General features: G+C 63.2%; 16 protein-coding genes. 10 read left to right on the forward strand and 6 right to left on the reverse strand.

Annotated elements, in window-relative coordinates:
• The first annotated feature begins 244 nt into the window (after positions 1-244).
• From Q8O96_RS07855 to nadA, 10 genes are all read left to right on the forward strand, one after another.
• Positions 245-1,483 carry an aspartate aminotransferase family protein gene (locus Q8O96_RS07855; protein ID WP_115580761.1) on the forward strand — a complete coding sequence of 413 codons (1,239 nt, stop codon included), beginning with the start codon at positions 245-247 and terminating at the stop codon, positions 1,481-1,483.
• Positions 1,484-1,504: 21 nt separating this feature from the next.
• Positions 1,505-4,405: an AMP-binding protein gene (locus Q8O96_RS07860; protein ID WP_305948632.1), complete on the forward strand. Its 2,901-nt coding sequence runs from the start codon at positions 1,505-1,507 to the stop codon at positions 4,403-4,405.
• Positions 4,386-5,321, forward strand: a complete 936-nt coding sequence (locus Q8O96_RS07865; RefSeq protein ID WP_207166436.1) for a DMT family transporter — start codon at positions 4,386-4,388, stop codon at positions 5,319-5,321. Before Q8O96_RS07860 ends, Q8O96_RS07865 begins: the two co-directional genes overlap by 20 nt.
• Positions 5,322-5,789, forward strand: a complete 468-nt coding sequence (locus tag Q8O96_RS07870) for a GNAT family N-acetyltransferase (protein WP_102860567.1) — start codon at positions 5,322-5,324, stop codon at positions 5,787-5,789.
• Positions 5,790-5,902: 113 nt separating this feature from the next.
• The gene (locus tag Q8O96_RS07875; RefSeq protein ID WP_243433818.1) at positions 5,903-7,111 is read left to right on the forward strand and encodes a Coenzyme F420 hydrogenase/dehydrogenase, beta subunit C-terminal domain; all 1,209 of its coding nucleotides are present in this window, start codon (positions 5,903-5,905) and stop codon (positions 7,109-7,111) included.
• Complete coding sequence (locus tag Q8O96_RS07880; protein WP_102860569.1) at positions 7,108-8,451, forward strand: 3-phosphoshikimate 1-carboxyvinyltransferase; 1,344 nt, start codon at positions 7,108-7,110, stop codon at positions 8,449-8,451. Before Q8O96_RS07875 ends, Q8O96_RS07880 begins: the two co-directional genes overlap by 4 nt.
• Positions 8,451-9,461 (forward strand): zinc-binding alcohol dehydrogenase, encoded by a 1,011-nt coding sequence (locus Q8O96_RS07885; protein ID WP_305948633.1) that lies wholly within the window; start codon positions 8,451-8,453, stop codon positions 9,459-9,461. The genes Q8O96_RS07880 and Q8O96_RS07885 overlap by 1 nt, the downstream gene beginning before the upstream one ends.
• A gap of 4 nt (positions 9,462-9,465) precedes the next feature.
• On the forward strand, positions 9,466-12,534 hold the full coding sequence (locus Q8O96_RS07890; protein ID WP_305948634.1) for an AMP-binding protein: 3,069 nt from the start codon (positions 9,466-9,468) through the stop codon (positions 12,532-12,534).
• Positions 12,531-13,172, forward strand: a complete 642-nt coding sequence (locus Q8O96_RS07895; RefSeq protein ID WP_305948635.1) for a thioesterase domain-containing protein — start codon at positions 12,531-12,533, stop codon at positions 13,170-13,172. The genes Q8O96_RS07890 and Q8O96_RS07895 overlap by 4 nt, the downstream gene beginning before the upstream one ends.
• Before the next feature lie 331 nt (positions 13,173-13,503).
• Entirely contained in the window at positions 13,504-14,562 is a 1,059-nt protein-coding gene (gene nadA, locus Q8O96_RS07900; RefSeq protein ID WP_102860573.1) for a quinolinate synthase NadA, read from the forward strand.
• Between the two features lie 63 nt (positions 14,563-14,625).
• Here nadA and Q8O96_RS07905 read toward each other — a convergent pair whose 3' ends face one another.
• From Q8O96_RS07905 to gcvH, 6 genes are all read right to left on the reverse strand, one after another.
• Positions 14,626-15,114 (reverse strand): RDD family protein, encoded by a 489-nt coding sequence (locus tag Q8O96_RS07905; protein ID WP_305948636.1) that lies wholly within the window; start codon positions 15,112-15,114, stop codon positions 14,626-14,628.
• 96 nt (positions 15,115-15,210) lie between these two features.
• Entirely contained in the window at positions 15,211-15,423 is a 213-nt protein-coding gene (locus Q8O96_RS07910) for a cold-shock protein (RefSeq protein ID WP_007977299.1), read from the reverse strand.
• A gap of 392 nt (positions 15,424-15,815) precedes the next feature.
• Positions 15,816-16,940 (reverse strand): glycine cleavage system aminomethyltransferase GcvT, encoded by a 1,125-nt coding sequence (gene gcvT / locus Q8O96_RS07915; protein WP_305948637.1) that lies wholly within the window; start codon positions 16,938-16,940, stop codon positions 15,816-15,818.
• A gap of 40 nt (positions 16,941-16,980) precedes the next feature.
• Positions 16,981-18,357 (reverse strand): L-serine ammonia-lyase, encoded by a 1,377-nt coding sequence (locus Q8O96_RS07920; RefSeq protein ID WP_102880676.1) that lies wholly within the window; start codon positions 18,355-18,357, stop codon positions 16,981-16,983.
• A gap of 180 nt (positions 18,358-18,537) precedes the next feature.
• Positions 18,538-21,393, reverse strand: coding sequence for an aminomethyl-transferring glycine dehydrogenase (gene gcvP, locus Q8O96_RS07925; protein WP_305948638.1), 2,856 nt, complete (start codon positions 21,391-21,393; stop codon positions 18,538-18,540).
• Between the two features lie 10 nt (positions 21,394-21,403).
• Entirely contained in the window at positions 21,404-21,787 is a 384-nt protein-coding gene (gene gcvH / locus Q8O96_RS07930) for a glycine cleavage system protein GcvH (RefSeq protein ID WP_102860578.1), read from the reverse strand.
• Positions 21,788-21,997 lie beyond the last annotated feature (210 nt).

Raw genomic sequence — 21,997 nt, forward strand, 5'->3', positions numbered from 1 at the left:
TCTGAATTCCCACTTTTTTTCAGTGGTTATCGCTTTAAATTCGAAATAAGTGCGGGTCTCGTTGACAGTGCAAATGCCTCCCGCGTAAATCTTGCCGCCATTGCCGACAGGGGTTGCGTCCCTGGCAAGGAGAACACGTACCAGGGTCGGTAACTTCGCAACCAGCAGGGCTTTGCCCTGCCTGCACGAATCTGCCCCTGAGTATGTGCGTGAGTCACAAGCCCGGCTTACTCAAGGTGACAGGATGTTCACAGAAGCGGTTGCAATATCCGTTAAGCGCAGCGCCCCCTCCAGCCCTTCCGTTGTTCGTGGCAAGGGATGCTTTCTTTACGATGAGCAGGGCAAATCCTTTCTCGACATGTCCGGTGGCAGCGGCGCCGCCAACCTGGGTTATCAGCGCGATGACCTGGTCGAGGCCCTCAAGCGTCAATCCGAACTGCTGATTCATACCGGCTGGAATATCGACAACCCGCAGCGCCATGAAGTGGTGGCCAAGCTGGAGGGCCTGGTGCCCTACGCGCAAGCTTCGGTGTTTGCCGCGGTCACCGGTGCCGAGGCGATCGAGGTAGCGCTGAAAATCGCCCGCGCCGCGACCGGACGCCCGGGTGTGATGTATTTCCACAATTCCTTCCATGGCAAGACCCAGGGCGCCTTGTCGGTGACCTCCAACCGCGGTTTTCGCAAGCACCTGGCCGGTAGCGACAGCCTGCAACTGACCGCCCTGGCCCTGGATTATGACGCCGACCAGGACCCGGCCCGAGCCGCCTTGTGGCGCGAGCAACTGGCCGAGGATCTGCGCCAGGCGCAGCAGGCCAATCGCTTGCCGGCAGCGCTGATCATCGAACCGATCCAGGCGGCGGAAGGCATGTACCCGGTGCCCCTGGCGTTGCTCGAAGCGATTGTCGAACTGGGCAAGACCTTCGGCGTGATCACCATCTTCGATGAGATCTACACCGGTTTCGGTCGCACCGGGACCCCATTTTTCAGCAACCCGCAGCTACTGCCGGACTTGCTGGTCCTGGGCAAGGCCCTGGGCAACGGCCTGCCGATTTCTGCAGTGGTGGGCCGCCCGGAGTTGGTGGACTGCCTGGGGTATGCCGAGCATTCCTCCACCTTCACCCTGATGCCTCTGGCCTGCGCCGTGGCCTCCAAGGTGCTGGACATCTATCACCAGGAACAACCCTGGGAGTGGGCGGCGAGCAACGGCGCCTATCTGCGCCAGGCCCTCGAGGAACAGGGGGCGCAGGATGCGCGGGTGGTCAATGTGCGCGGTCGCGGTCTGATGCTCGCCTTCGATTTCGAGGGCCAGGGTCAGGGCGGTGATGTACTGGCCCTGCGCAACCGCCTGCTGGAGCACGGCGTGATCGTGCGCACCGGCGGACGCAATCCGGCGACGGTCAAGCTGACCCCGCCACTGAGCATCTCCCGGCAGGAAATCCAGGCATTCATGCAGACGCTGCAGGGCGTTTGCCGCTCCCTCTAATAACAACAAGGCAGGGATATCATGTTGCAGGCTTTTGCTCGCATGGCGGGTACCGATGTTGCAGGAATCATTGATGTCCAGGGCAGCCTTGGTTTTGCCGAGCTAGACCGGTTGCGCGAGGCCGTCAGTGCCGAATTGGAAGGGTTGCAGCAGCCGGTGGTGGCGTTGTATGCCAGCCATGGCCGGGCCATGTATGCGGCGCTGATCGCGGCCCTGTCCAGCGCCCGGCGCGTGGTGTTCATTGACCCGGCGAGCAACCTGGACGAACTGGCGCCGGTGCTTGAGCGCCTGGGCGTGAACCTGGTCCTCAATGGCACGACGCGGCCCGGCGCGCAACTGAGCGCCTCCTTGCCGGTGCTCGACCTGCTGCAGCTGCAGCCCCGGCCCGTAGCCCCTGGCCGTGCATACCCGCTGCGCTGCCAGGAGTACGTGATCTTCACCAGCGGCTCCACCGGTGAGCCCAAGGCCATAGTGCAGCGCATCGAGGCCCTGGGTCGGCACATCGACAACTACATCGGCTATGTCGGTATCGGCCCTGGGCAGCGTGTTCTGCAACTGGCTTCCGCTGGTTGGGATGCCGGCCTGATGGACATCTTTGCCAGCCTGAAGACCGGCTCCACCCTGTGCAGCCTCAATCCCCGGGAACATGACTTCGCCGCCGTCGAGGCAATGATCGCCGAGCACGACATCGACGTGCTGCACATGACCGTGCCCTACCTGCGAGCCTTCTACAGCGACGCCAGCGCCACTTACGCCCGGCCCAAGCGGTTGGTGATCGGTGGCGAGATCATCCACCCCTCGGACATCCAGCGTTTCAACCAGGCCTTTGCGCCAGGTTCGCAATTGTTCAACGCCTACGGACCGACCGAGTGCACCACCGCGCTCTACGCCAGGATCGATCAGGGGCAGCCCCTGCAGGACCCGACCTGGGCCCTGGATCGTCCGGTGGAGGGTGTAACCCTGGAGATTGCCCAGGAGCCGGGGCAGCCCTATGGCGAGGGCGTGGGTGAATTGCTGCTCTATTCCTCCCTGATTGCCCGGCGCCTGGACCCGGCCAGCGGGCTGATCGTCGAGCTGACCCAGCCCAGCCCCACGGACCCGCAGCGCCCGTGCTACGCCACCGGCGATCTGGCGTGCCGCCTGCCTGATGGCGCCATTCGCCTGCTGGGGCGCAAGGACTCCATCGTCAAGGTCAACGGGCAGAAGGTCAGCCTGGTTCAGGTGGAGTCGGAGCTCAAGGCCCTGGCCCAGGTGCAGGAAGCCTGTGTGATCGCCCATCAGGCGGGGGATAACGTGGCCCTGGTGGCCTTTGTTATTGCCCGCGACGCCAGCCTCGACGAAGACCTGCTGCGTCAGGCCGCCAGGGCCGCGCTACCGGCGCACAGGGTGCCGGCGCGGTTCATGCTGGTGGAGCGTTTCGCCCTGAACCGCAATAACAAGATCGACCGGCAGGCGCTCGCGCAACTGGCCGCCAGTGCCATGGCACCAACGTCAACAGAGGCCGCATCGGAGCCTTTGTGGCAGGCCATCGGCCAGGTGCTCGGCGGGCAGAGTGCGGACCCGGCCAGGAGTTTTATCGACAATGGCGGTGATTCGCTGCGGGCCTTGCAGGTGGTCGCCACGCTGAAGAGAAAAGGTCTGGTGCTGGACCTGGAAGAGCTGCTGTCGGATCAGGCGCTGGGGCAGTTGCAGCTTCAACCGGCGAAGGCCAAGGCCCGTCCCGGGGTTTCCCGAGCACAGGCCATCGGCTTGCCCAATCGACGTTTTCTGCTCAGCCGCGGGATCAGCGACCTGGACCACTGGAACCAGGCCCTGGTGCTGGATATCGCCGCGGGCGAGGAGCCAGGGCGGGTCAGCCAGGCGTTGCGGGCGATATTCAGCCATCACTTCATCGAGCACGGCGTGCAGGACCTCGGCTTGCTGCCCGCCACGACGGACCTGCAACAGGCCGTGGCCCAGACCTGCGCGACCATCTCCCTGAGTCAGGGGCAGCACTTGTGTTTCAGTCAGCAACAGGACGCCGATGGCCACCACCTGATCATTGCCGGGCATCAGTTCCAGGTCGATCGGTACTCCTGGATGCTATTGGTTTCCGAGCTGGACGAATGCTTGGTACGGGGCCTGGAGTGCATGCAGCGCTGGGCTCGGCCAACGGCTTTCGAGGAGTGGCAGCAGACCTACCAGCGTGAGCATGCCGCTGCTACCCATGAGGCGTTCTGGGAGGCGCTGCCGTGGAGCCGCTGCGGGCCGTTGACGGCGCAGCAGCCCGAGTTTCCCCGGCGCGAGGCCTTTGGGCGGGTAGAACTGTCTTTGGGCCCGGTCCGCGACCTGCCGCAGTGGGCCCAGGGCGTTGCCGAGACCAGCCAGCTGTTGCTGGCGGCGATCCTTCGCGTCATGAGCCAGGGCGACGACAACCCGTTCCAGAAAGTCCATGTGCTGGATCACGGCCGGGCCCTGGACAAGAGTGGCGCCGAGCTCAACAGCGTGTTCGGTTGGCTGACGGTGATCTATCCCCTGGTGTTGCAGATCACCAGCCTGGACCTGCAGGCGATTGCTGGCGCAATCAAGGCCAGCCAACAGGCCAGCCAGGGGATCGCCCACAGTTTCGGCAACCGCTATTTCGCCACGCCCGAGGCCGAGCGGCTCAAGGGTCTGTTCGATTGTGGCTACAGCTACAACTTCCTTGGCGCCGTGGAGAACGAACCCGGGGCCCGGGTCGGCGTGCATCCCTTGAGCCTGCAGTTGATGCAGGGCAGCCCCAGCCATCACCTGGAGTTCACCGGCTACCTGGCTGCGGGCGAGCTGTTGCTGAAAATCGATTACGACCCGCAGGTCTTCGGCGCCGAGCGCCTGGAGTCGTTGCTGAGCGGGATCGTCACTGCCTTGAACGAGAGACACCTCCATGAACGCCATGCTCGATAACAACAAGAAACCTCGTTCACTGGTTGCCGTGCTGATGTTTCTCGGTTGCCTGCTGATCTGGTCCACCAACTGGATCGCCATCTCCCTGCAGGTGGAGCGCAGCGACGTCGGCTCGTCGCTGATGCTGCGCTTCCTGATCGCCTATGGCGTGCTGTGGTTGTGGCAACGGCTGTTCGCCGGCCCCCGGCAACCGGTGGCACGCAAGGCCTACCTGCTGATGGCCACGGTGGGTGCGGTGTACTTCTATGCCGGCATTGGCCTGGCCTACCTGGCCACTGCCTACCTGGGCGCTGCGCAGATGGCCTGCCTCAGCGCCTTCGTGATTTTCTTCATCATCGGTCTCAAACGGGTGTTCCTGCATGTGCCGGTTGCCTTGCACAACCTGCTCGGCGCAGGGGTGTGCATTGCCGGGCTGGGGGTGTTCATGCTTGGCGATCCGGGACGGCCGCTGTCGCTGGCTGGGGTGGCTCTGGGGCTGACGTCCTTTCTGGCGGTGGCCATCGCCTCGGTGCTTTCCGAACATATCCAGAAGACCTTCCAGCTCGGCACCTTGCACATCAACAAGGTCGCGTCCGGCTGGGCTTGCGCCCTGTACGCCATCAGCCTGCTGCTCAGCGGCCACAGGCTGCAGCTGCCCGCAACCCTGGTCGACCTCGGCATCCTGCTGTACCTGGGGGTGGTGTGCTCGGCATTGGTGTTCGTGCTGTTCATCGACCTGATCAAGCGCATGGGCGCCGAGAACGCCGGCTACGTCGGCGTGCTGTACCCGATCGGTGCCAGCTACCTGTCGGCGTGGCTGGGGGAGACGCCCCTGAGCCTGCACCTGATGCTCGGCAGTGCCCTGGTGATGTTGGGCAGCCTGATCAACTTCAAGTTTCGCTACCACCCCGCCCCCAAGAAAGTGGAGTTCAGCTGAATGAGCAATGTACGGATACGCCAGGCAACCACGGACGATCTGATCGGTATTTTCGAGGCCCACCGCAACTCGGTAGAGCGCCTGTGCACCTCTGAATACAGCGATCAGCAGATCCGCATGTGGCTCGATGGGCGCTCGCCGGAAACCTACCGCGAAGCCGTGGAAAAGGGCTTGTTGTGGCTGGCCGAGGGCGAGCAGATCGAAGGTTTCGTCGAGCTCGACGGCAACGAGATCAGCAAGTTGTTCATGCGTGGCGACGGTGCCAGGCGCGGTATCGGCAGCCGCTTGCTGGAGGTGGCGCTCGCTCGACTGCGGGCCAGCGGTGCCCGCTCCGCTTACCTGGAGGCGACTCTGACGGCCGAAGGCTTCTATGCCCATCACGGCTTCCAGAAGATCGGCGAAGGTACTTTCAGCCGGGGCAACAGCCCGGTCTCCATCGAAATCATCAAGATGGAACGCCCGCTTTGAGCTGACCGTCAGCGGCCCCTTCAGCACTGCAGGTTCTGCCCGCCCCTGATTCGCAGGGGCGCGGCCGGCTGCACCCGGAAAACGGCACACGAGGCTTGTCCAAGATGACAGGGATGTTATTGAAACTAACGGTGCTCGATCAGAATCTGTGTGCCGGTTGCGGCGCTTGTGCCCTGGTGTGTCCAGAGCAGGTGATCAGCTTCGACCCGGATCGGGTGGTGCCCTTGCTGGAGGGCATCGGCGACAGTTGTGGAACTTGCACCGAGTGCCTGGCGGTGTGTCCGGGGTTGCAGCCGGATACCGATCGCGCCGAGCTGGAGTTGTTCGGTCGTACCCGCCGCGCCGATGAGCGCTGGCTGGGAATCAGTCGCCACGCCATCGGCGCGCGCTCCACCGATCCGCAGATTGTCCGGCGCTCGGCCAGCGGCGGCACCGCCACCACCTTGTTGCTGACTGCTCGGGACCACTTCGGCGTGGACCTGACCCTGACCATGGGCCGTCACCCCGAGCAGGGCTGGCGCAGTGCCCCGCAGCTGGGCAGCGCCGCACAGGCGATCATCAACAATGCCCAGTCCACCTACCAGTTGGCGCCTTACCTGAATGCCCTGCGTGAAGTTTACGAACAGCAGCCCAAGGCACGCATCGCCCTGGTGGGGCTGGCTTGCCACGTGCAGGCGATCCGCAAGTTGCAGCGTCGGGACACGGCCATCGGCCACTGGGCCCGCAGCCAGATCGTTTGCGTGATCGAGACCGCCTGTTCCTCCAACACCTTGCCGGCCGGCACCCGCAGCATCATCAGCGAAGTGCTGGGGCAGGACCCGCAACAGGTCCGCGGCATCAAGTACCGCGAAGGCGATTACCCCGGGCGCCTGCAAGTCACCCTGCTGGACAGCCAGACCTTCGGCATCGATTTCTGGGAAATCCTCGGCAAGCTCAAGGACAACAAGACCTTTCGCTGCCTCAGTTGCGGTGACTGGATGAGCGGGCTGGCCGACGTCAGCGTCTGTGACGGCGACCCGAATATTTTTGAAGCCAGTCTCAACGGCTCCCAGGAGCAGAAACACGGCCGTGCGCTGATCCGTACCGAAAGGGGCCAGGCCCTGGTGGACAGTGCGATCGCCCACGGCCGGCTGGAAAGCTGGGGCGTCGACCTGAGTGGCTTCAACCTCGGCCTTGAACGCAAGAAGAATCGCCGGCGCTTCTACGAAACCCAGCCGCTGGTGCTGCCCGCCGGCCCCGGTGTGGGCGACTCCTTCGACGACGAAGCGCTGGTGGACGACGCCGAACTGATCAACCCCGCCAAGTACAGGAGTACCCCATGATCGATTATCCGGACCGGCCCATCGATTTCACCCTGGACCGTGAACAGCAGGTCTGGGCCAACATCGACGACTACTTGCCGTCGGACAAGTCCATCAGCCACCGGATGATCCTGTTCGCTGCACTGGCTCGGCACCCGGTGCGCCTGCGGGACCTGAACCGGGGCAAGGCGGTGACCCTGTTGCTCGATGCCCTGCAGCAACTGGGCCTTGAGGTCACGCCGGGGCAAGCGCCACAGAGCCTGGAGATCAGCGGTGAGTTCGCCCAGGCAACCCATGATCGGCGGGTCGACCTGGGGCCCTCCAGCGCTGCGGCGCGGCTGTTGATCGGGATGCTGGTGGGGCTCAATGTGCCGTGCATCGTCGACGGCGACGAGACCCTGCGCAATCGTCCCTTCGACTGGATCGTCGAGCCCTTGAACCAGATGGGTGCCCACCTGGAGTACCTGGGCCGGCCGGGAGCGCTGCCAATCCGCATTCATCAGGCGTCGTTCCAGGGCGGTGCGGCGCAGATCCGGATTGGCAGCGCCCAGGCCATCAGCACCTTGCTGTTTGCCGGGGTCGCGGCACGCAAGCCGATGTCGATCCGTTACCCGGTGGTGGCCCGGGATCACACCCAGCGCATCATCAACAGTTTTGGCGACTGGCTGCAGGACGAGCAGCTGCAGATCCACTATCAGCCCCGTGATTGTGCAATCCCCACCGAGATCAGCGTGCCCCGCGACCCATCGGCCATTGCCTATCCCGCGGCGTTGTTCCTGCTGTGCAACCGCCACCAGGAGCAGCAGTGCCTGAGCTTCGACAACCTGTGCCTGAACCCGACGCGCCTGGGCTTCTTCAACTGGCTGCTGGCCTGCGGCTTCAACCTGACGCTGGAAGTGGACAGCATTCGCCATGGCGAGCCGGTGGGGCGTCTGCTACTGCGCGGTGGTGGCCGACCCAGGGCCCACGACTTGCGCGACAAGCATCAGTTCCACGCGATGATCGATGAGGTGCCGCTGGCCCTGGCCATCAGCTGCGTGCTGCCGGGAAGTGCGACCTTCAGTGACCTTTACGAACTGACCTTCAAGGAGTCGGACCGGATCGCCGCCACCCGCAGCATGCTCAACGCCCTGGGCCTGGACTATCGGGTCGAGGGCTACGACGTGCAGGTGTCGGGCGGGCAGACACCGCGAGTGCAGGGGGCGATCCCGACCTTCGGCGATCATCGCCTGTCGATGACTGCCCATGTGCTACTGCTGGCCCACGGGCTCAAGGCCACCATCCTCGAAGGGCATTGCTACCAGACTTCCTTTCCAGGGTTCGCCCAATGCCTGGATCGCCTGACCGGACGGGAGGCCTGATGCGCGCCGATTGCTACACACTCACCGCCTGTGGCGCCAATGGCGTGATCGCCCTTGAGGCGCCGCTCGCCGCACTGGCGGCCACCGAAGTGCGGGTGGCGGTGGACTATTCCATGGTCAGTCCGGGGACCGAGCGCCACTACCTGCAGCAGGTTCGCGAGACGGGCGAGCAGTTGCCACTGGGCTATTGCGCGGTCGGGGTGGTTCACGCAGTGGGGGCCAAGGTTGCAGGCTTGCAACCGGGGGACCGGGTGGTGGCCATGGGCTGGAAGATCGCCACCCATTCCAACTGGATCCAGGTGCCGCAGCGCCTGGTGTGCAAGGTGCCGCCGTCACTGACTCAGGACCAGGCGATTCTCGCCACCCTGGGCGCCACGGCCGTGCATGCGGTGGACCGTGCGCAATTGCAGGCGGGGGAACAGATCCTGGTGGTGGGCATGGGCCTGGTGGGCAAGATGCTCGGCCTGGTGGCGGCCTGTCATGACGCGCAGATCTGGGTGGCCGACCTGAACCCGGCCGCCATCGATCCGGGCCTGCCGGTGCGGGTGCTCGACCTGCTGGCCGAGCCTGGGGCGATGGCCGGGCGCTTCACCCGGATCTTCCTGTGCATCGACGGCGATATCAGCGCCCTGTTCCCGCGCTTGCTGGCGCTGCTCGATCCGCAGGGCAACGGGCAAACCCGTTCGCGGCTGGTGAATGTCGGGCGAGTCAGCCTGACCCTGGAGCTCTCGCCGCAAATGGGCAACATCGACATCGTCAACGTTTCCCGCTGCGGTAACGGTTATCGCGACGACGCCTACCATCATGGCCTCAAGAATGTGCAGTGTCCGGCGGGGGAGGCCAGTGTGGAGCGCAACATCGCGCGCTGCCTCGACTACCTGGTGGCCGGCAAGGCCTGGTTGGAGCACTTGCAACGTGTCGAGATGAATCTGGACAAGGCGTTGCAGACCTACAACTCAGAGGCGTTCTTCGCCCCTGGAATCAACCTGATCAAGCACAGGGACGATTAACGGCATGGGCCATCTATCTATTGCTTCGCGCCTGGATGAAGTCTTCGCTCGCCACGCCACGGACACCGCACTGAGCTGCAACGGCGCACGGCTCAGTTACCGAGAGCTGGAGCAGCGCTCGGCCGCTGTGGCGGCGCGGCTGCTGGGCCTCGGCCTGTCGCCGGGCAGCACCCTGGGCCTGGAAGTGGAGCGTTCGATCGAGCAACTGGTGCTGCTGGTGGGCATGGTCCGGGCAGGCCTGTCGTACTGCTATCTGGACCGCAGCAATCCGCCCCAGTGGAACCAATCGGTCTGTGAGCGCAGCGGTGTGCATTGGCGCATCACTCAGGAGGCTGCCGGTGGCCCCGGGTATCTGGCACTGGGGCCATTGCTGGCGCCGCCGGACGAGCGGCCGTGCTGGCCACAGCTAACCGGTGCCGAGCCGGTGTACGTGAACTTTTCCAGCGGCACTACCGGCGCACCGAAGATCATTCCCTGCACCCATCGCGGGGTGTTGGGCTTTTGCGACCGCCCGCGACACTTTCCGTTGCAGCCGGGTTTTCGCATGCTCTATGCCTCGAACCTGACCTTCGATGCCTCGCAGTTCGAGATCTGGACTGCGCTGCTCAATGGCGGCGAGCTGCATATTCATGTCCCCGGTCCGCTGACCCTCGGGCACCTGCGGCGTTACATCCATGACGCCGGGGTCGACAGCCTGTGGCTGACCTCGACCCTGTTCAACACCTTCATCGACATCGATCGCGACTGGCTGCGGGGTGTCCAGCGGCTGATGGTCGGCGGTGAGGTGCTGTCCGCGGGGCATATCCAGCAGGCCTATGCCGCCGCCGACGGGCTGACGCTGTACAACGGTTATGGCCCCACGGAAAACACCATGGGCACCTGTGTCTATGCCATTCCCCGGGACTTTGACAGCACCCGGGAGATTCCCATCGGCCATGGCGTGGACGATGCTGTCTTGCTGCTGGTGCGGGCCGACGGGCAGGAATGCGATGTGGATGAGCCCGGTGAATTGCTGATTGCCGGAGATGGGCTGTCCCCCGGTTATCTTGGGGACGCGGCGCTGACCCGGGAGCGCTTCATCGAACGGCCGTGGCAGGGCCAGACGCTGCGTTGCTACCGCAGCGGTGATCTGGTTTCCCGCGATGGCCAGGGGCTGTATCACTTTCACGGCCGCAGCGATGACCAGATCAAGTTGCGTGGCCAGCGCCTGTCGTTGACTGAGGTGGCTGCGGCCTTCAAGCGTTATCCGGGAATGCTCGACTGTACGGTGCTGCTGGATGATCTGGGGAGCGAGGCGCAGTTGCTGCTGGTGTACCTGCAAGCCCCCGGTGTCGAGCCTGGTGCGCTGGCCGAGTATGGTCGGCAACGCCTGCCGCCGTTCATGCTGCCGCAGCGCTTTGTCGGGCTTGAACGCTTTCCCCTGAGGGCGTCCGGCAAGCTGGATATCGCTGAACTGAAGCAGCGCCTGTGCGGCGAGCATCGGCCCCGGGACGTGGACGATTCGGCAGCGGGGCGTTTTCTCGCGCGCTTTGGCGTGTTGGCTCATGACCGTCAGCGCAGTTTCTTCGACAACGGAGGCAACTCACTGGGGGCAATCAAGCTGGTGGATACGGTGAACCGGCACCTGGGCCGGGAGGGCCTGGGCCTGGAGCAGTTCTACCGCATGAGCAGCCTGCAGCAGTTGCTGGACTGGCTGCAGGCGCAGCCCATTTTGGCGTCGTTGCTGGAAAGGGGCACCGAGCAGTACTACGTCACGCCACTGCAGCAGGAGTCGCTGTCCGAAGCCCATGCAGGGTTTTCGATCAACAGCCACCTGGGGCGTTTTGCCGTGCTCCGCGCCACCTCCGCCAGCCAGGCCCGGGAGGTGTTGCGCAACGTTCCCGAGCCGTTGCAGGCGGCTGGCGACAGTCGCTGGATCGGCCTGAACAAGAGCCAGCTGTCGATGGTGTATGCCGAGCTGTTGCACAAGGACCTGCGGGCCAACAACGTGCTCTATCTGTTCCGGCCCGAGCAGTTGCCGGCCGCCGGGCTGGACCTGGCGACGCTGGCCCAGGGGCTGAAGCAGCGTTATCCGCTAGCGGGCTGTCGAGTGGCCCGGGTCGAGGGCGAGTACTGTTTCGACCTGGCTCCCGAGCCGCCGGCGCGCCTGTGGCTAGACGCCGTGGCGGAGTTCCCCAGCCAGGAGGCCTGCGTGGAACACTTCCTCCAGCGGCCGCTGTCGTTGTTCGAACAAGACCTGTGCAGCCTGTTCAAGGTGCGCATCGACGGCGTCCTGCACCTGGGGCTGTGGCTGCATCACATTCTCGGCAACCACGTAGGACAACTGAGCCTGCTGCGCAGCGTTGAGCAGTTGGCGCAGGACCCGCAGTTGACAGCGGAGGGGGCGGATTTTTCCTTTATCGGCAACAACCTGATGCAGGTCGAGGACTATGAACGCCTGGCAGATGGCGGCACCGAGGCCTGGGAGCAGGAGGCCGAGGAGTACGCGCCGCTGGCCGATGTCGCGGCGCCGGCGGCCACCGCCCAGCCGGTACAGATGCGGGCGCGGTTAGCCATGGACCCGTTGAAGCTGGCCTCGCCGCAACGTCTGTTCCACCTGTTGCAGGCGTTTCGCCAGGGCTGTGCCGGGGGATTGGGGATCGAAGCGCCTATCGTCAATCTGCTGTTCGCCTGGGCCGAGCAGGCGGTGATCAGCGGTTTCTCCACTTACACCGTGCCGGTGCCGCTGACACCGGAGCGATTTGCCCAGGGTTGCGAGCCGCAAGCCACCATGGACTACCTGAATGCCAAGCTGGCCCGAGCGGCGCTCGGCTATGAGGAGATACTCGCCGCGCTGGGCTTGTATGGCTTTGCCCCGGCGTTCCTGTGCAACTTCGTCGAGCTGCCGGCCAGTGATGCACAGTGGCTGCACACCCGGATCGCCAACCCGGTCACGGAGTGGCCCAAGACCCTGCTTGACCTGACAGTGGTCAAGTCGGCCCAGGGCTGCGAGGTGCTGCTCAACAGCTATTTGCCAGAGCCGCAGGCCCGGGCCTTCCTTGAGTCTTTTGTTGCGGCAGGGGAACGGCGATGAAGCTGATCTGCTTTCCCGACTTTGTCGGCCATCCGATCTGTTTCTCCGCCCTGGGGCGGGCGCTCAAGGGGCGGGTGTCGCTGGTGCAGGTCAACTACAGCGACTACTGGCCCTATTCCAGTGTCGGCGCCCTGGCCCGAAACATTGCCCAGGAGCACGACCTGAATACAGTGGACGCGGTGCTGGGTTACTCATTCGGCGCCTATGTGGCCGCTTGTTGCGTGGCACAGCGGGGCCCGGCGAGTGCGCCGCAGCCCGTATTGCTGGTGGACCCGCCACGGCTGGCGGAGCTACGGGGACTGGCCCCGGCCGCCATTGCCCAGCGCCTGGAAGCCGACCCGCAGTACGCCTATATCGACGACTTGGTGGATGCACAGTTGGTCAGCCGTGACTGCGTTCACGGCAATATCCAGCTGCTCTCTGAGTGGCAGGCTGTGTCGCTGAAGGGGCGCTCGGTGGATGTGCTGCTGTCTGCTGGCCGCAGCGCCGAGGCGCTGGCCCAGGGCTTGGGCCTCGATCCGGCCCAGGACAATCGCTACTGGCGGGATGAGCGGAGTCACCATGCTTCAGTGATCAACAGCCCTGATGTGGCGACCTGGCTTCTGGATCGCAGCGCCCTGCCGCGAATCGCTTGGTGAGCGGTTGTGGGTTGTTCGAGGCGGGTGAAGTTCCCGTCGGGTCTCTCCTTGCACCTCCTGCTGGTGCATGCCGGACCGGGGCAGGGTAGTGTTCGGCCCGACCGACGGTCCAGGCGCGTCTTGAACGCGCCCGGGGCAGATACGGAGCCGGCGGGGCGGGGCGTGGCTGTTGGGCAGAATAGGCTTTTGAATACCCTGGATATTCTGTAGCCTTGCGCGGCTCCAATGCTGTCCGTACCTGATGAACTCACTCTCCCGGCGGGGCCCTAAGCGGTCCGGAGCCGGTGGTATACTCGACTTTCGCGCCCAAGCGCCTGCAGGTCTTGCGAACATGACGCAAATTTCTGAACGCCTTCTGGTTCAAGCCCACCTCGACGCCAAGCAGCCCAAACCCTTGAGCGCTGAGCAAGAGGCCCATCTGCGTACCGCCATCGCTGCCGAGCTCAAGGCTCAGGATGCGGTGCTGGTTGCACATTTCTATTGTGATCCGGTGATTCAGGCCCTGGCCGAAGAAACCGGTGGCTGTGTTTCCGACTCCCTGGAAATGGCGCGCTTCGGCAATGCCCATCCGGCCAAGACCGTCGTGGTTGCCGGTGTCCGCTTCATGGGGGAAACGGCGAAGATTCTCAATCCTGAAAAACGCGTGCTGATGCCGACGCTGGAAGCCACTTGCTCTCTCGATCTGGGTTGCCCGGTGGATGAGTTCTCGGCTTTTTGCGATCAGCATCCCGAGCGTACCGTGGTGGTGTATGCCAACACCTCGGCTGCGGTCAAAGCCCGCGCCGATTGGGTGGTCACCTCCAGCTGCGCCCTGGAGATCGTCGAAAGCCTGATGGATAACGGCGAGAAGATCATCTGGGGTCCGGACAAGCACCTGGGGACTTACATCCAGCGCCAGACCGGTGCCGACATGCTGCTCTGGGACGGTGCATGCATCGTTCATGAAGAGTTCAAGTCCAAGCAACTGGAAGACATGAAGGCGCTGTACCCAGAGGCGGCGATCCTGGTGCACCCGGAGTCCCCCAGTTCGGTGATCGATCTGGCTGACGCGGTTGGCTCCACCAGCCAGTTGATCGCGGCCGCGCAGCGCTTGCCGAACAAGACCTTCATCGTCGCTACCGACCGCGGCATCTTCTACAAGATGCAGCAGCTGTGCCCGGACAAGGTGTTCATCGAGGCGCCTACTGCCGGTAACGGCGCGGCATGCCGCAGTTGCGCCCATTGCCCGTGGATGGCCATGAATACCCTTGAGCGCACCTTGCAGTGCCTGCAGCAGGGCAGCAACGAGATCCATGTGGACCCGGCGCTGATCCCTAATGCGGTTCGGCCGCTCAAGCGCATGCTGGACTTCACCCAGGCGGCGCGGATGAAACTGGCGGGTAACGCCTGATCGGTTTTCTCCCGTGGTCATGAAAACGCCCCGATCTGTCGGGGCGTTTTTGTGAGTGGCGGGCTATTTCTTCTTCTTGGGGATACGCACCAGCTGGGTATTGGAATAGATGTCGTGCCAGCTGCGTTTCTGCTTGTCCAGCAGCACCCAGAAGAAGCCCAGGCCGGCGCACAGCCAGGACGCGATCGATACCATGAAGCGCAGCAATGCCTGCCACAGGCTGATGCGGCTGCCATCGGCGTTCTGTACGCGGATGCCCCAGACCTGCATGCCCAGGGTCTGCCCTGAATGGGTCCAGAATTTGGCGAAGAAGCCGAACAGCACAAACAGCAGGACGGTGGAGTACAGCGGGTCGCCATCCAGAGCGCCGGATTCGGTCAAGGCACGCATCCGCGCTTCGCCGATGATCTGCATCTGGATAAATTTGTAGATGCCGCCGGTGACGATCAGCAGGGCGACGCACAGTAGAAAATCATAGAACATCGCTGCCAGGCGACGTCCCAGGCCGACAGTAGGGAAATCGCCTTGGGGGCTTAGCAGATGCTTCGACATGACAGGCTCTCGACTGAAAAAAGAAGCCATTTTACGGAATTGCGCGCACAAAAAAGCCCCTGATGTCAGCATCAGGGGCTTTTTCGTTACAGACGATTAAGCTTCTGCTTGTACTTCGTCAGCCTGCATGCCTTTCTGGCCTTGCACAGCGATGAAGGTCACTTTTTGGCCTTCTTTCAGGCTCTTGAAGCCGTTGCCCTGAATGGCGCGGAAGTGTACGAACAGATCCGGACCGCTTTCTGGAGTGATAAAACCAAAACCTTTCTCGTCGTTAAACCACTTGACGGTACCGCTCTGACGTTGGGACATTTCTTATTTCCTTTGACGCTAAAAAATTAATGACAGTCTCTTCCTCATGAAAGAGTACTGGGCTGGGTTGCAGGAAAGTAAGAGACGTCGAACGGGTTGTAGCAAACTTGTTAGCTACTGCCCAGGTCACGATTCCAAGCGACCCATGCAAACACAGTGGGGAAACTCTACGCCAACTATGGGAGAAAAAACAAGCCCCGCGAAGCCCCGGTTTTACTCAGCTTTCCGAGGTTTGGCGGAACTAGCGTGCAGGGCTTATTCGATAGAGTTGTTCAATTGTTTTCGGGCGTTATAAGTAGCGTTCAGTATCGAAAATATGCACTGTTTTATGGCGGTTGCGTTACAGATTAGTGCACTTCTAACGCAACCGCGTTACTTATAGAAACAGTCCTTTAGCCACGGTAGTAGCGTTGTGGCACGAATGGCATTTTGCTTACAAGCATTGGCACCTTTTTCCCACGAACTATTGCAGCAACCGGCGTATCAAGTGCGCTGTGCTTCACATCGAGGTAACCCATGGCCAATGGACCGCCCAAGGTGGGGCCGAAGCCGCCGCTGCAGACGCTACCGATGATGTTGCCTTCGGCGTCGACGATTTCCGCGCCTTCTCGTACCGGTGTCCGTTCCTGGGGCAGCAGGCCGACGCGTTTGCGACTGACGCCATCTTGCTGTTGGGCAAAGATCGCCTGGGCGCCTGGGAAACCCCCAGCCCTGGCACCATCGGCACGGCGGACCTTGGAGATAGCCCACAGCAGGCTGGCCTGGATCGGCGTGGTGTCGCTGTTCATATCGTGGCCATACAGGCACAGGCCGGCTTCCAGGCGCAGGGAGTCACGGGCGCCCAGCCCAATGGCCGCCACTTCTGGCTCGGCCAACAGCGCCCGGGCAAGTTTTTCCGCCAGATCAGCCGGTACCGAGATTTCGAAGCCGTCCTCTCCGGTGTAACCCGAACGGCTGACAAAACAGTCGGCGCCCAGCACCTGCACCGGCTTGAACTGCATGAAGGTCATCTGCGCCACTTCCGGCGCCAGGCGTGCCAGTACGGTGACTGCTGCCGGTCCTTGCAGTGCCAGCAGGGCGCGTTCTTCGAACAGGGGTTGGATGTCGCATTGATCGCCGATGTGCTGGCGCAAATGGGCCAGGTCCTGCTCCTTGCACGCGGCGTTGACCACCAGGAACAGTTGCCCGTCGCCCAGGTTGGCGACCATCAGGTCGTCGAGGATGCCGCCCTGTTCGTTGGTGAACATGGCGTAGCGCTGCATGCCCACCGGCAAGTCGATGATGTCTACCGGCACCAGGGTTTCCAGGGCCTGGGCGGCATTGGCGCCGCTCAAGCGGATCTGCCCCATGTGGGACACATCGAACAGACCGGCGTGCTCACGGGTGTGCTGATGCTCTTTCATCACCCCAAGCGGGTACTGCACCGGCATGTCGTAGCCGGCGAACGGCACCATGCGGGCGCCGAGTTCCAGGTGCAGGCTGTGCAATGGGGTTTTCAACAGTGTTTCGGTGGACATGGGCAACTCCTGAAAAATGTGCGGATGCGTCGCTTGGGCATCAGCACTCGATAATGTTCACGGCCAGACCGCCACGGGCGGTTTCCTTGTATTTGCTTTTCATGTCGGCGCCGGTCTGGCGCATGGTGCGAATGACCTTGTCCAGGGAGACGAAATGCTGCCCGTCGCCGCGCAGAGCCATGCGCACCGCGTTGATGGCTTTGACCGAACCCATGGCGTTGCGCTCGATGCAGGGCACTTGCACCAGGCCGCCAATCGGGTCGCAGGTCAAACCCAGATTGTGTTCCATGCCGATTTCCGCGGCGTTCTCCACCTGCTGCACGCTGCCTCCGAGGACTTCGCACAAGGCCCCGGCCGCCATTGAGCAGGCCACGCCCACTTCGCCCTGGCAGCCGACTTCGGCGCCGGAGATCGAGGCGTTTTCCTTGTACAGAATTCCGATGGCCGCAGCCGTGAGGAGAAAGCGCACCACCCCGTCTTCGTTGGCCCCGGGGATGAAGCGCATGTAGTAATGCAGCACCGCCGGAATGATTCCGGCCGCGCCATTGGTAGGGGCGGTGACCACTCGCCCGCCGTTGGCGTTTTCTTCATTCACCGCCAGGGCGTAGAGGTTGACCCAGTCCAGTACTGACAGGGCATCGCGCAGCGCCGCTTCCGGGTGTTTGCACAGTTGGCGATGCAAGGCGGCGGCGCGGCGCTTGACCTTGAGTCCGCCGGGCAGAATCCCTTCATTGCGACAACCGGCGTCCACGCAGTCCTGCATCACCTGCCAGATTTTCAGCAGCCCGGCACGGGTTTCCGCTTCCGGGCGCCAGGCGCTTTCGTTGGTCAGCATCACCTGGCTGATGGACAAGCCGTAGGTGCTGCAGTGCTGCAGCAGTTCCTTGGCGTTCCTGAAAGGAAAGGTCAAACGGGTGGTGTCTTCGACGATACGGTCGGCGCCGGCGGCGTCTTCATCGACCACGAAACCGCCGCCAACGGAGTAGTACTCACGGCTGCGGATCTGCAGACCGGCGCTATCGAAGGCACGGAAAATCATGCCATTGGGGTGATAGGCCAGGGGTTTGCGGATCATTGCCAGGTGTTCTTTCTCGTTGAACGCAATGCTGTGTTCGCCGAGCAGATCGATACGTCCGCTGCTGCGTATTTGCTGCAGGCGTGCGGCGATGTTTTCGGTGTTCACGGTGTCCGGGTGTTCACCTTCCAGGCCCAGCAGCACCGCCTTGTCGCTGCCATGGCCTTTACCGGTGGCGCCCAGCGAGCCGTACAGCTCGACTTTGACGCAGGTGGTGCTGGCCAGCAGCTGATCGCGCCGCAGGCCTTCGACAAAACGCGCGGCGGCGCGCATCGGGCCGACGGTGTGGGAGCTGGAGGGGCCGATGCCAATCTTGAACAGGTCGAACACGCTCAGGGACATGTTGGTTCTCCGGTTTCTTATTGTATTGATCGGCAAGCAGGCACTTGCAGGAGCGGGCTTGCCCGCGATTCAGGCGCCGCTGCTCTGCCCGATTGATGCGTTATCGCTCATCGCCGGCGAGCCGGCTCCTACAGGTATACGCGGTATCTGCAGGGGCACGGCTCTCCTGTGATGGACGGCTTAGGCGTCCTGGTAGCTTTCGATCGACGGGCAGGCGCACACCAGGTTGCGGTCGCCAAACACGTTGTCGACCCGACCAACCGGCGGCCAGTACTTGCCTTCGATCAGCGATGCCACTGGGTACACGGCCTGCTCGCGGCTGTACGGATGGGACCATTCGCCCACCAGTTCTGCTGCCGTGTGCGGAGCGTTCTTCAGCGGGTTGTCGTCCTTGTCCAGAGTGCCGTTTTCCACGGCGCGGATTTCCTCGCGGATGCGGATCATGGCGTCGCAGAAGCGGTCCAGTTCTTCCTTGGATTCGCTTTCGGTCGGTTCGATCATCAGGGTACCGGCCACCGGGAACGACATGGTCGGCGCGTGGAAGCCAAAATCGATCAGGCGCTTGGCCACGTCATCGACGCTGATGCCGCTGCTGTCTTTCAAAGGACGCAGGTCGAGGATGCATTCGTGGGCCACCAGGCCGTTGCTGCCGGTGTAGAGCACGGGGTAGTGCTCTTCCAGGCGCCGGGAAATGTAGTTGGCATTGAGGATCGCCAGCTGCGATGCGCGCTTGAGGCCGGCGCCGCCCATCATGCGGATGTACATCCAGGTGATCGGCAGGATGCTGGCGCTGCCGAACGGTGCGGCACACACCGCGCCTGTCTTGTTTTCCAGCGCCGCGTGGCCCGGCAGGAAAGGCGCCAGGTGCGATTTGACGCCGATCGGACCAACGCCCGGACCGCCACCGCCGTGGGGAATGCAGAAGGTCTTGTGCAGGTTCAGGTGGGACACATCGCCACCGAATTTGCCCGGCGCGCAGAGGCCGACCATGGCGTTCATGTTGGCGCCGTCGATGTACACCTGGCCGCCGTTGTCATGAATGATGCCGCAGATTTCGCGGATGCCTTCTTCGAACACACCGTGGGTCGACGGGTAAGTGATCATCAGCGCGGCGAGGTGTTCGCGGTGCTCGATGGCCTTGGCCCGCAGGTCTTCAATATCGACGTTGCCGCGGGCGTCGCAGGCGGTGACCACCACGCGCATGCCGGCCATGTTGGCGGTGGCCGGGTTGGTGCCGTGGGCCGAGGAAGGAATCAGGCAGATGTCGCGACGGTCATCGCCACGACTCTGGTGATAGGCGCGGATGGCCAGGAGACCGGCGTACTCACCCTGGGAGCCGGCGTTGGGCTGCAGGGAGACGGCGTCGTAGCCGGTGGCGGCGCAGAGCATGGCTTCCAGCTCGGTGGTCAGTTGCTGGTAGCCAGCACTCTGCTCGGCCGGAGCGAAAGGGTGCAGAGCACCGAACTCGGCCCAGGTGATCGGGATCATCTCGCTGGCGGCGTTGAGCTTCATGGTGCAGGAACCCAGCGGGATCATGGTGCGATCCAGGGCCAGGTCCTTGTCCGCCAATTTGCGCAGGTAGCGCATCAGCTCGGTTTCCGAGTGATAGCGGTTGAACACCGGGTGGCTGAGGATTGCCGACTGACGGACCAGGGCGGCGGGGATGCTGCTGGTGACCGCAGCCGCCAGGGCAGCGAAGTCCGGTGCGGCCTTGCCTTCGCCCAGCAGGTTCCACAGGCCTTCAACGTCGGCCTGGGTGGTGGTTTCGTCCAGGGACAGGCCCAGGCGCTCGGCGTCGATCACCCGCAGGTTGATGCCTCGGGCATGAGCCTTGTCGTGCAGCGCGGTGGTGTCGGCACCGGTGCGCAGGCTCAGGGTGTCGAAGAAGTTGTCCTGCTCCACGGCCAGCCCCAGATCCTTCAGGCCCTTGGCCAGGATCGCGGTCAGTTGGTGGATGCGCTGGGCAATCTGGATCAGGCCTTTGGGGCCGTGGTACACGGCGTACATGCTGGCGATGTTGGCCAGCAGTACCTGGGCGGTGCAGATGTTGCTGGTGGCCTTTTCACGGCGGATATGCTGCTCGCGGGTCTGCATGGCCAGGCGCAGGGCCGGCTTGCCGAAACGGTCTACCGAGACACCGACCAGACGGCCCGGCATGTCGCGCTTGAACGCATCGCGAGTGGAGAAGTAAGCCGCGTGCGGGCCACCGAAGCCCAGCGGTACACCAAAGCGCTGGGCGCTGCCGATGGCCACGTCGGCACCGAATTCGCCCGGTGGGGTCAGCAGGGTCAGGGCCAGCAGGTCGGCGGCCACGGCCACCAGGGCGTTGGCGTTGTGGAAGCGCTCGCTCAGTTCGCGGTAGTCGAACAGGTCGCCGTTGCTCGCCGGATATTGCAGCAGAGCACCGAAGAACGGGCTGACATCGGTCAGTTTGCGCTCATCGCCAACCACCACGTTGATCCCCAGGGGCTCGGCGCGAGTGCGCAGTACGTCCAGGGTTTGCGGGTGGCAATGCACGGAAGCGAAGAAGGCGTGGCTGCCCTTGTTCTTGCTCAGGCGCTTGCAGAAGGTCATGGCTTCGGCGGCGGCAGTGCCTTCGTCCAGCAGCGAGGCGTTGGCGATCGGCAGGCCGGTCAGGTCGCTGATCAGGGTCTGGAAGTTCAGCAGGGCTTCCAGGCGACCTTGGGAGATTTCTGGCTGGTAGGGGGTGTAGGCGGTGTACCAGGCCGGGTTTTCCAGCAGGTTGCGCAGGATTGGCGAGGGGGTGTGACAGCTGTAGTAGCCCTGGCCGATGTAGGTCTTGAACAGCTGGTTCTTGGCAGCGATGGCCTTGATCGAGGCCAGGGCCTGGGCTTCGCTCTGGCCCTGGCCCAGGTCCAGCACGCTGGTGCCCTTGATGCTGTCGGGAATCACGCTGGCGCTCAGGGCTTCCAGGGAGTCGAAGCCCAGGCTGTTGAGCATGGCCTGCTCATCGGCCTGGCGCGGGCCGATGTGGCGCGCGATGAATTCGTTGGCGGTAGTCAGGTTGACGGTCATGACGGGCTCCTCAGGCTTCGGCGCTGGCTTTGATCAGGCGGTCGTAGGCGTCCTGATCAAGCAGTTGGCCGACAGCGGCGGCATCGGCGGGAATGAAGCGGAAGAACCAGCCTTCACCCAGCGGATCTTCGTTGACCAGTTCCGGGCTGTCTTCCAGGGCCGGGTTGGTGGCGACCACTTCACCGTCCAGTGGCATGTACACGCCGCTGGCGGCCTTTACCGATTCCACGGTGGCGGCTTCGGCGCCCTTGTCGTAGCTCTGCAGCTCCGGCAGTTGCACAAACACCACATCACCCAGAGCGTTCTGGGCGAAAGCCGTGATGCCGACGGTGACACTGCCATCCGCTTCGCTACGCAGCCATTCGTGATCTTCAGTAAAACGCAACTCGCTCATGGAAACTCCTCAAGGGCCAGACTCGTCTGGTGGACGCGATTGAATGCTCGTGCAGGGCCGAGCCGAATGACAATGTCCATAGCAAGAACACGGCCAATAAATATTTAGTCCTTTAAAAACAATGGCTTGAGTGATTTTCTCTTTGGCCTGAAATTTTCGCGTGTAGCGAAATCGCTACACCTGATGCTGTAGAAAAAAGGCTTTGAGGAT

Source organism: Pseudomonas sp. LPH60, from assembly GCF_030718165.1.
Lineage (GTDB): Bacteria > Pseudomonadota > Gammaproteobacteria > Pseudomonadales > Pseudomonadaceae > Aquipseudomonas > Aquipseudomonas danubii.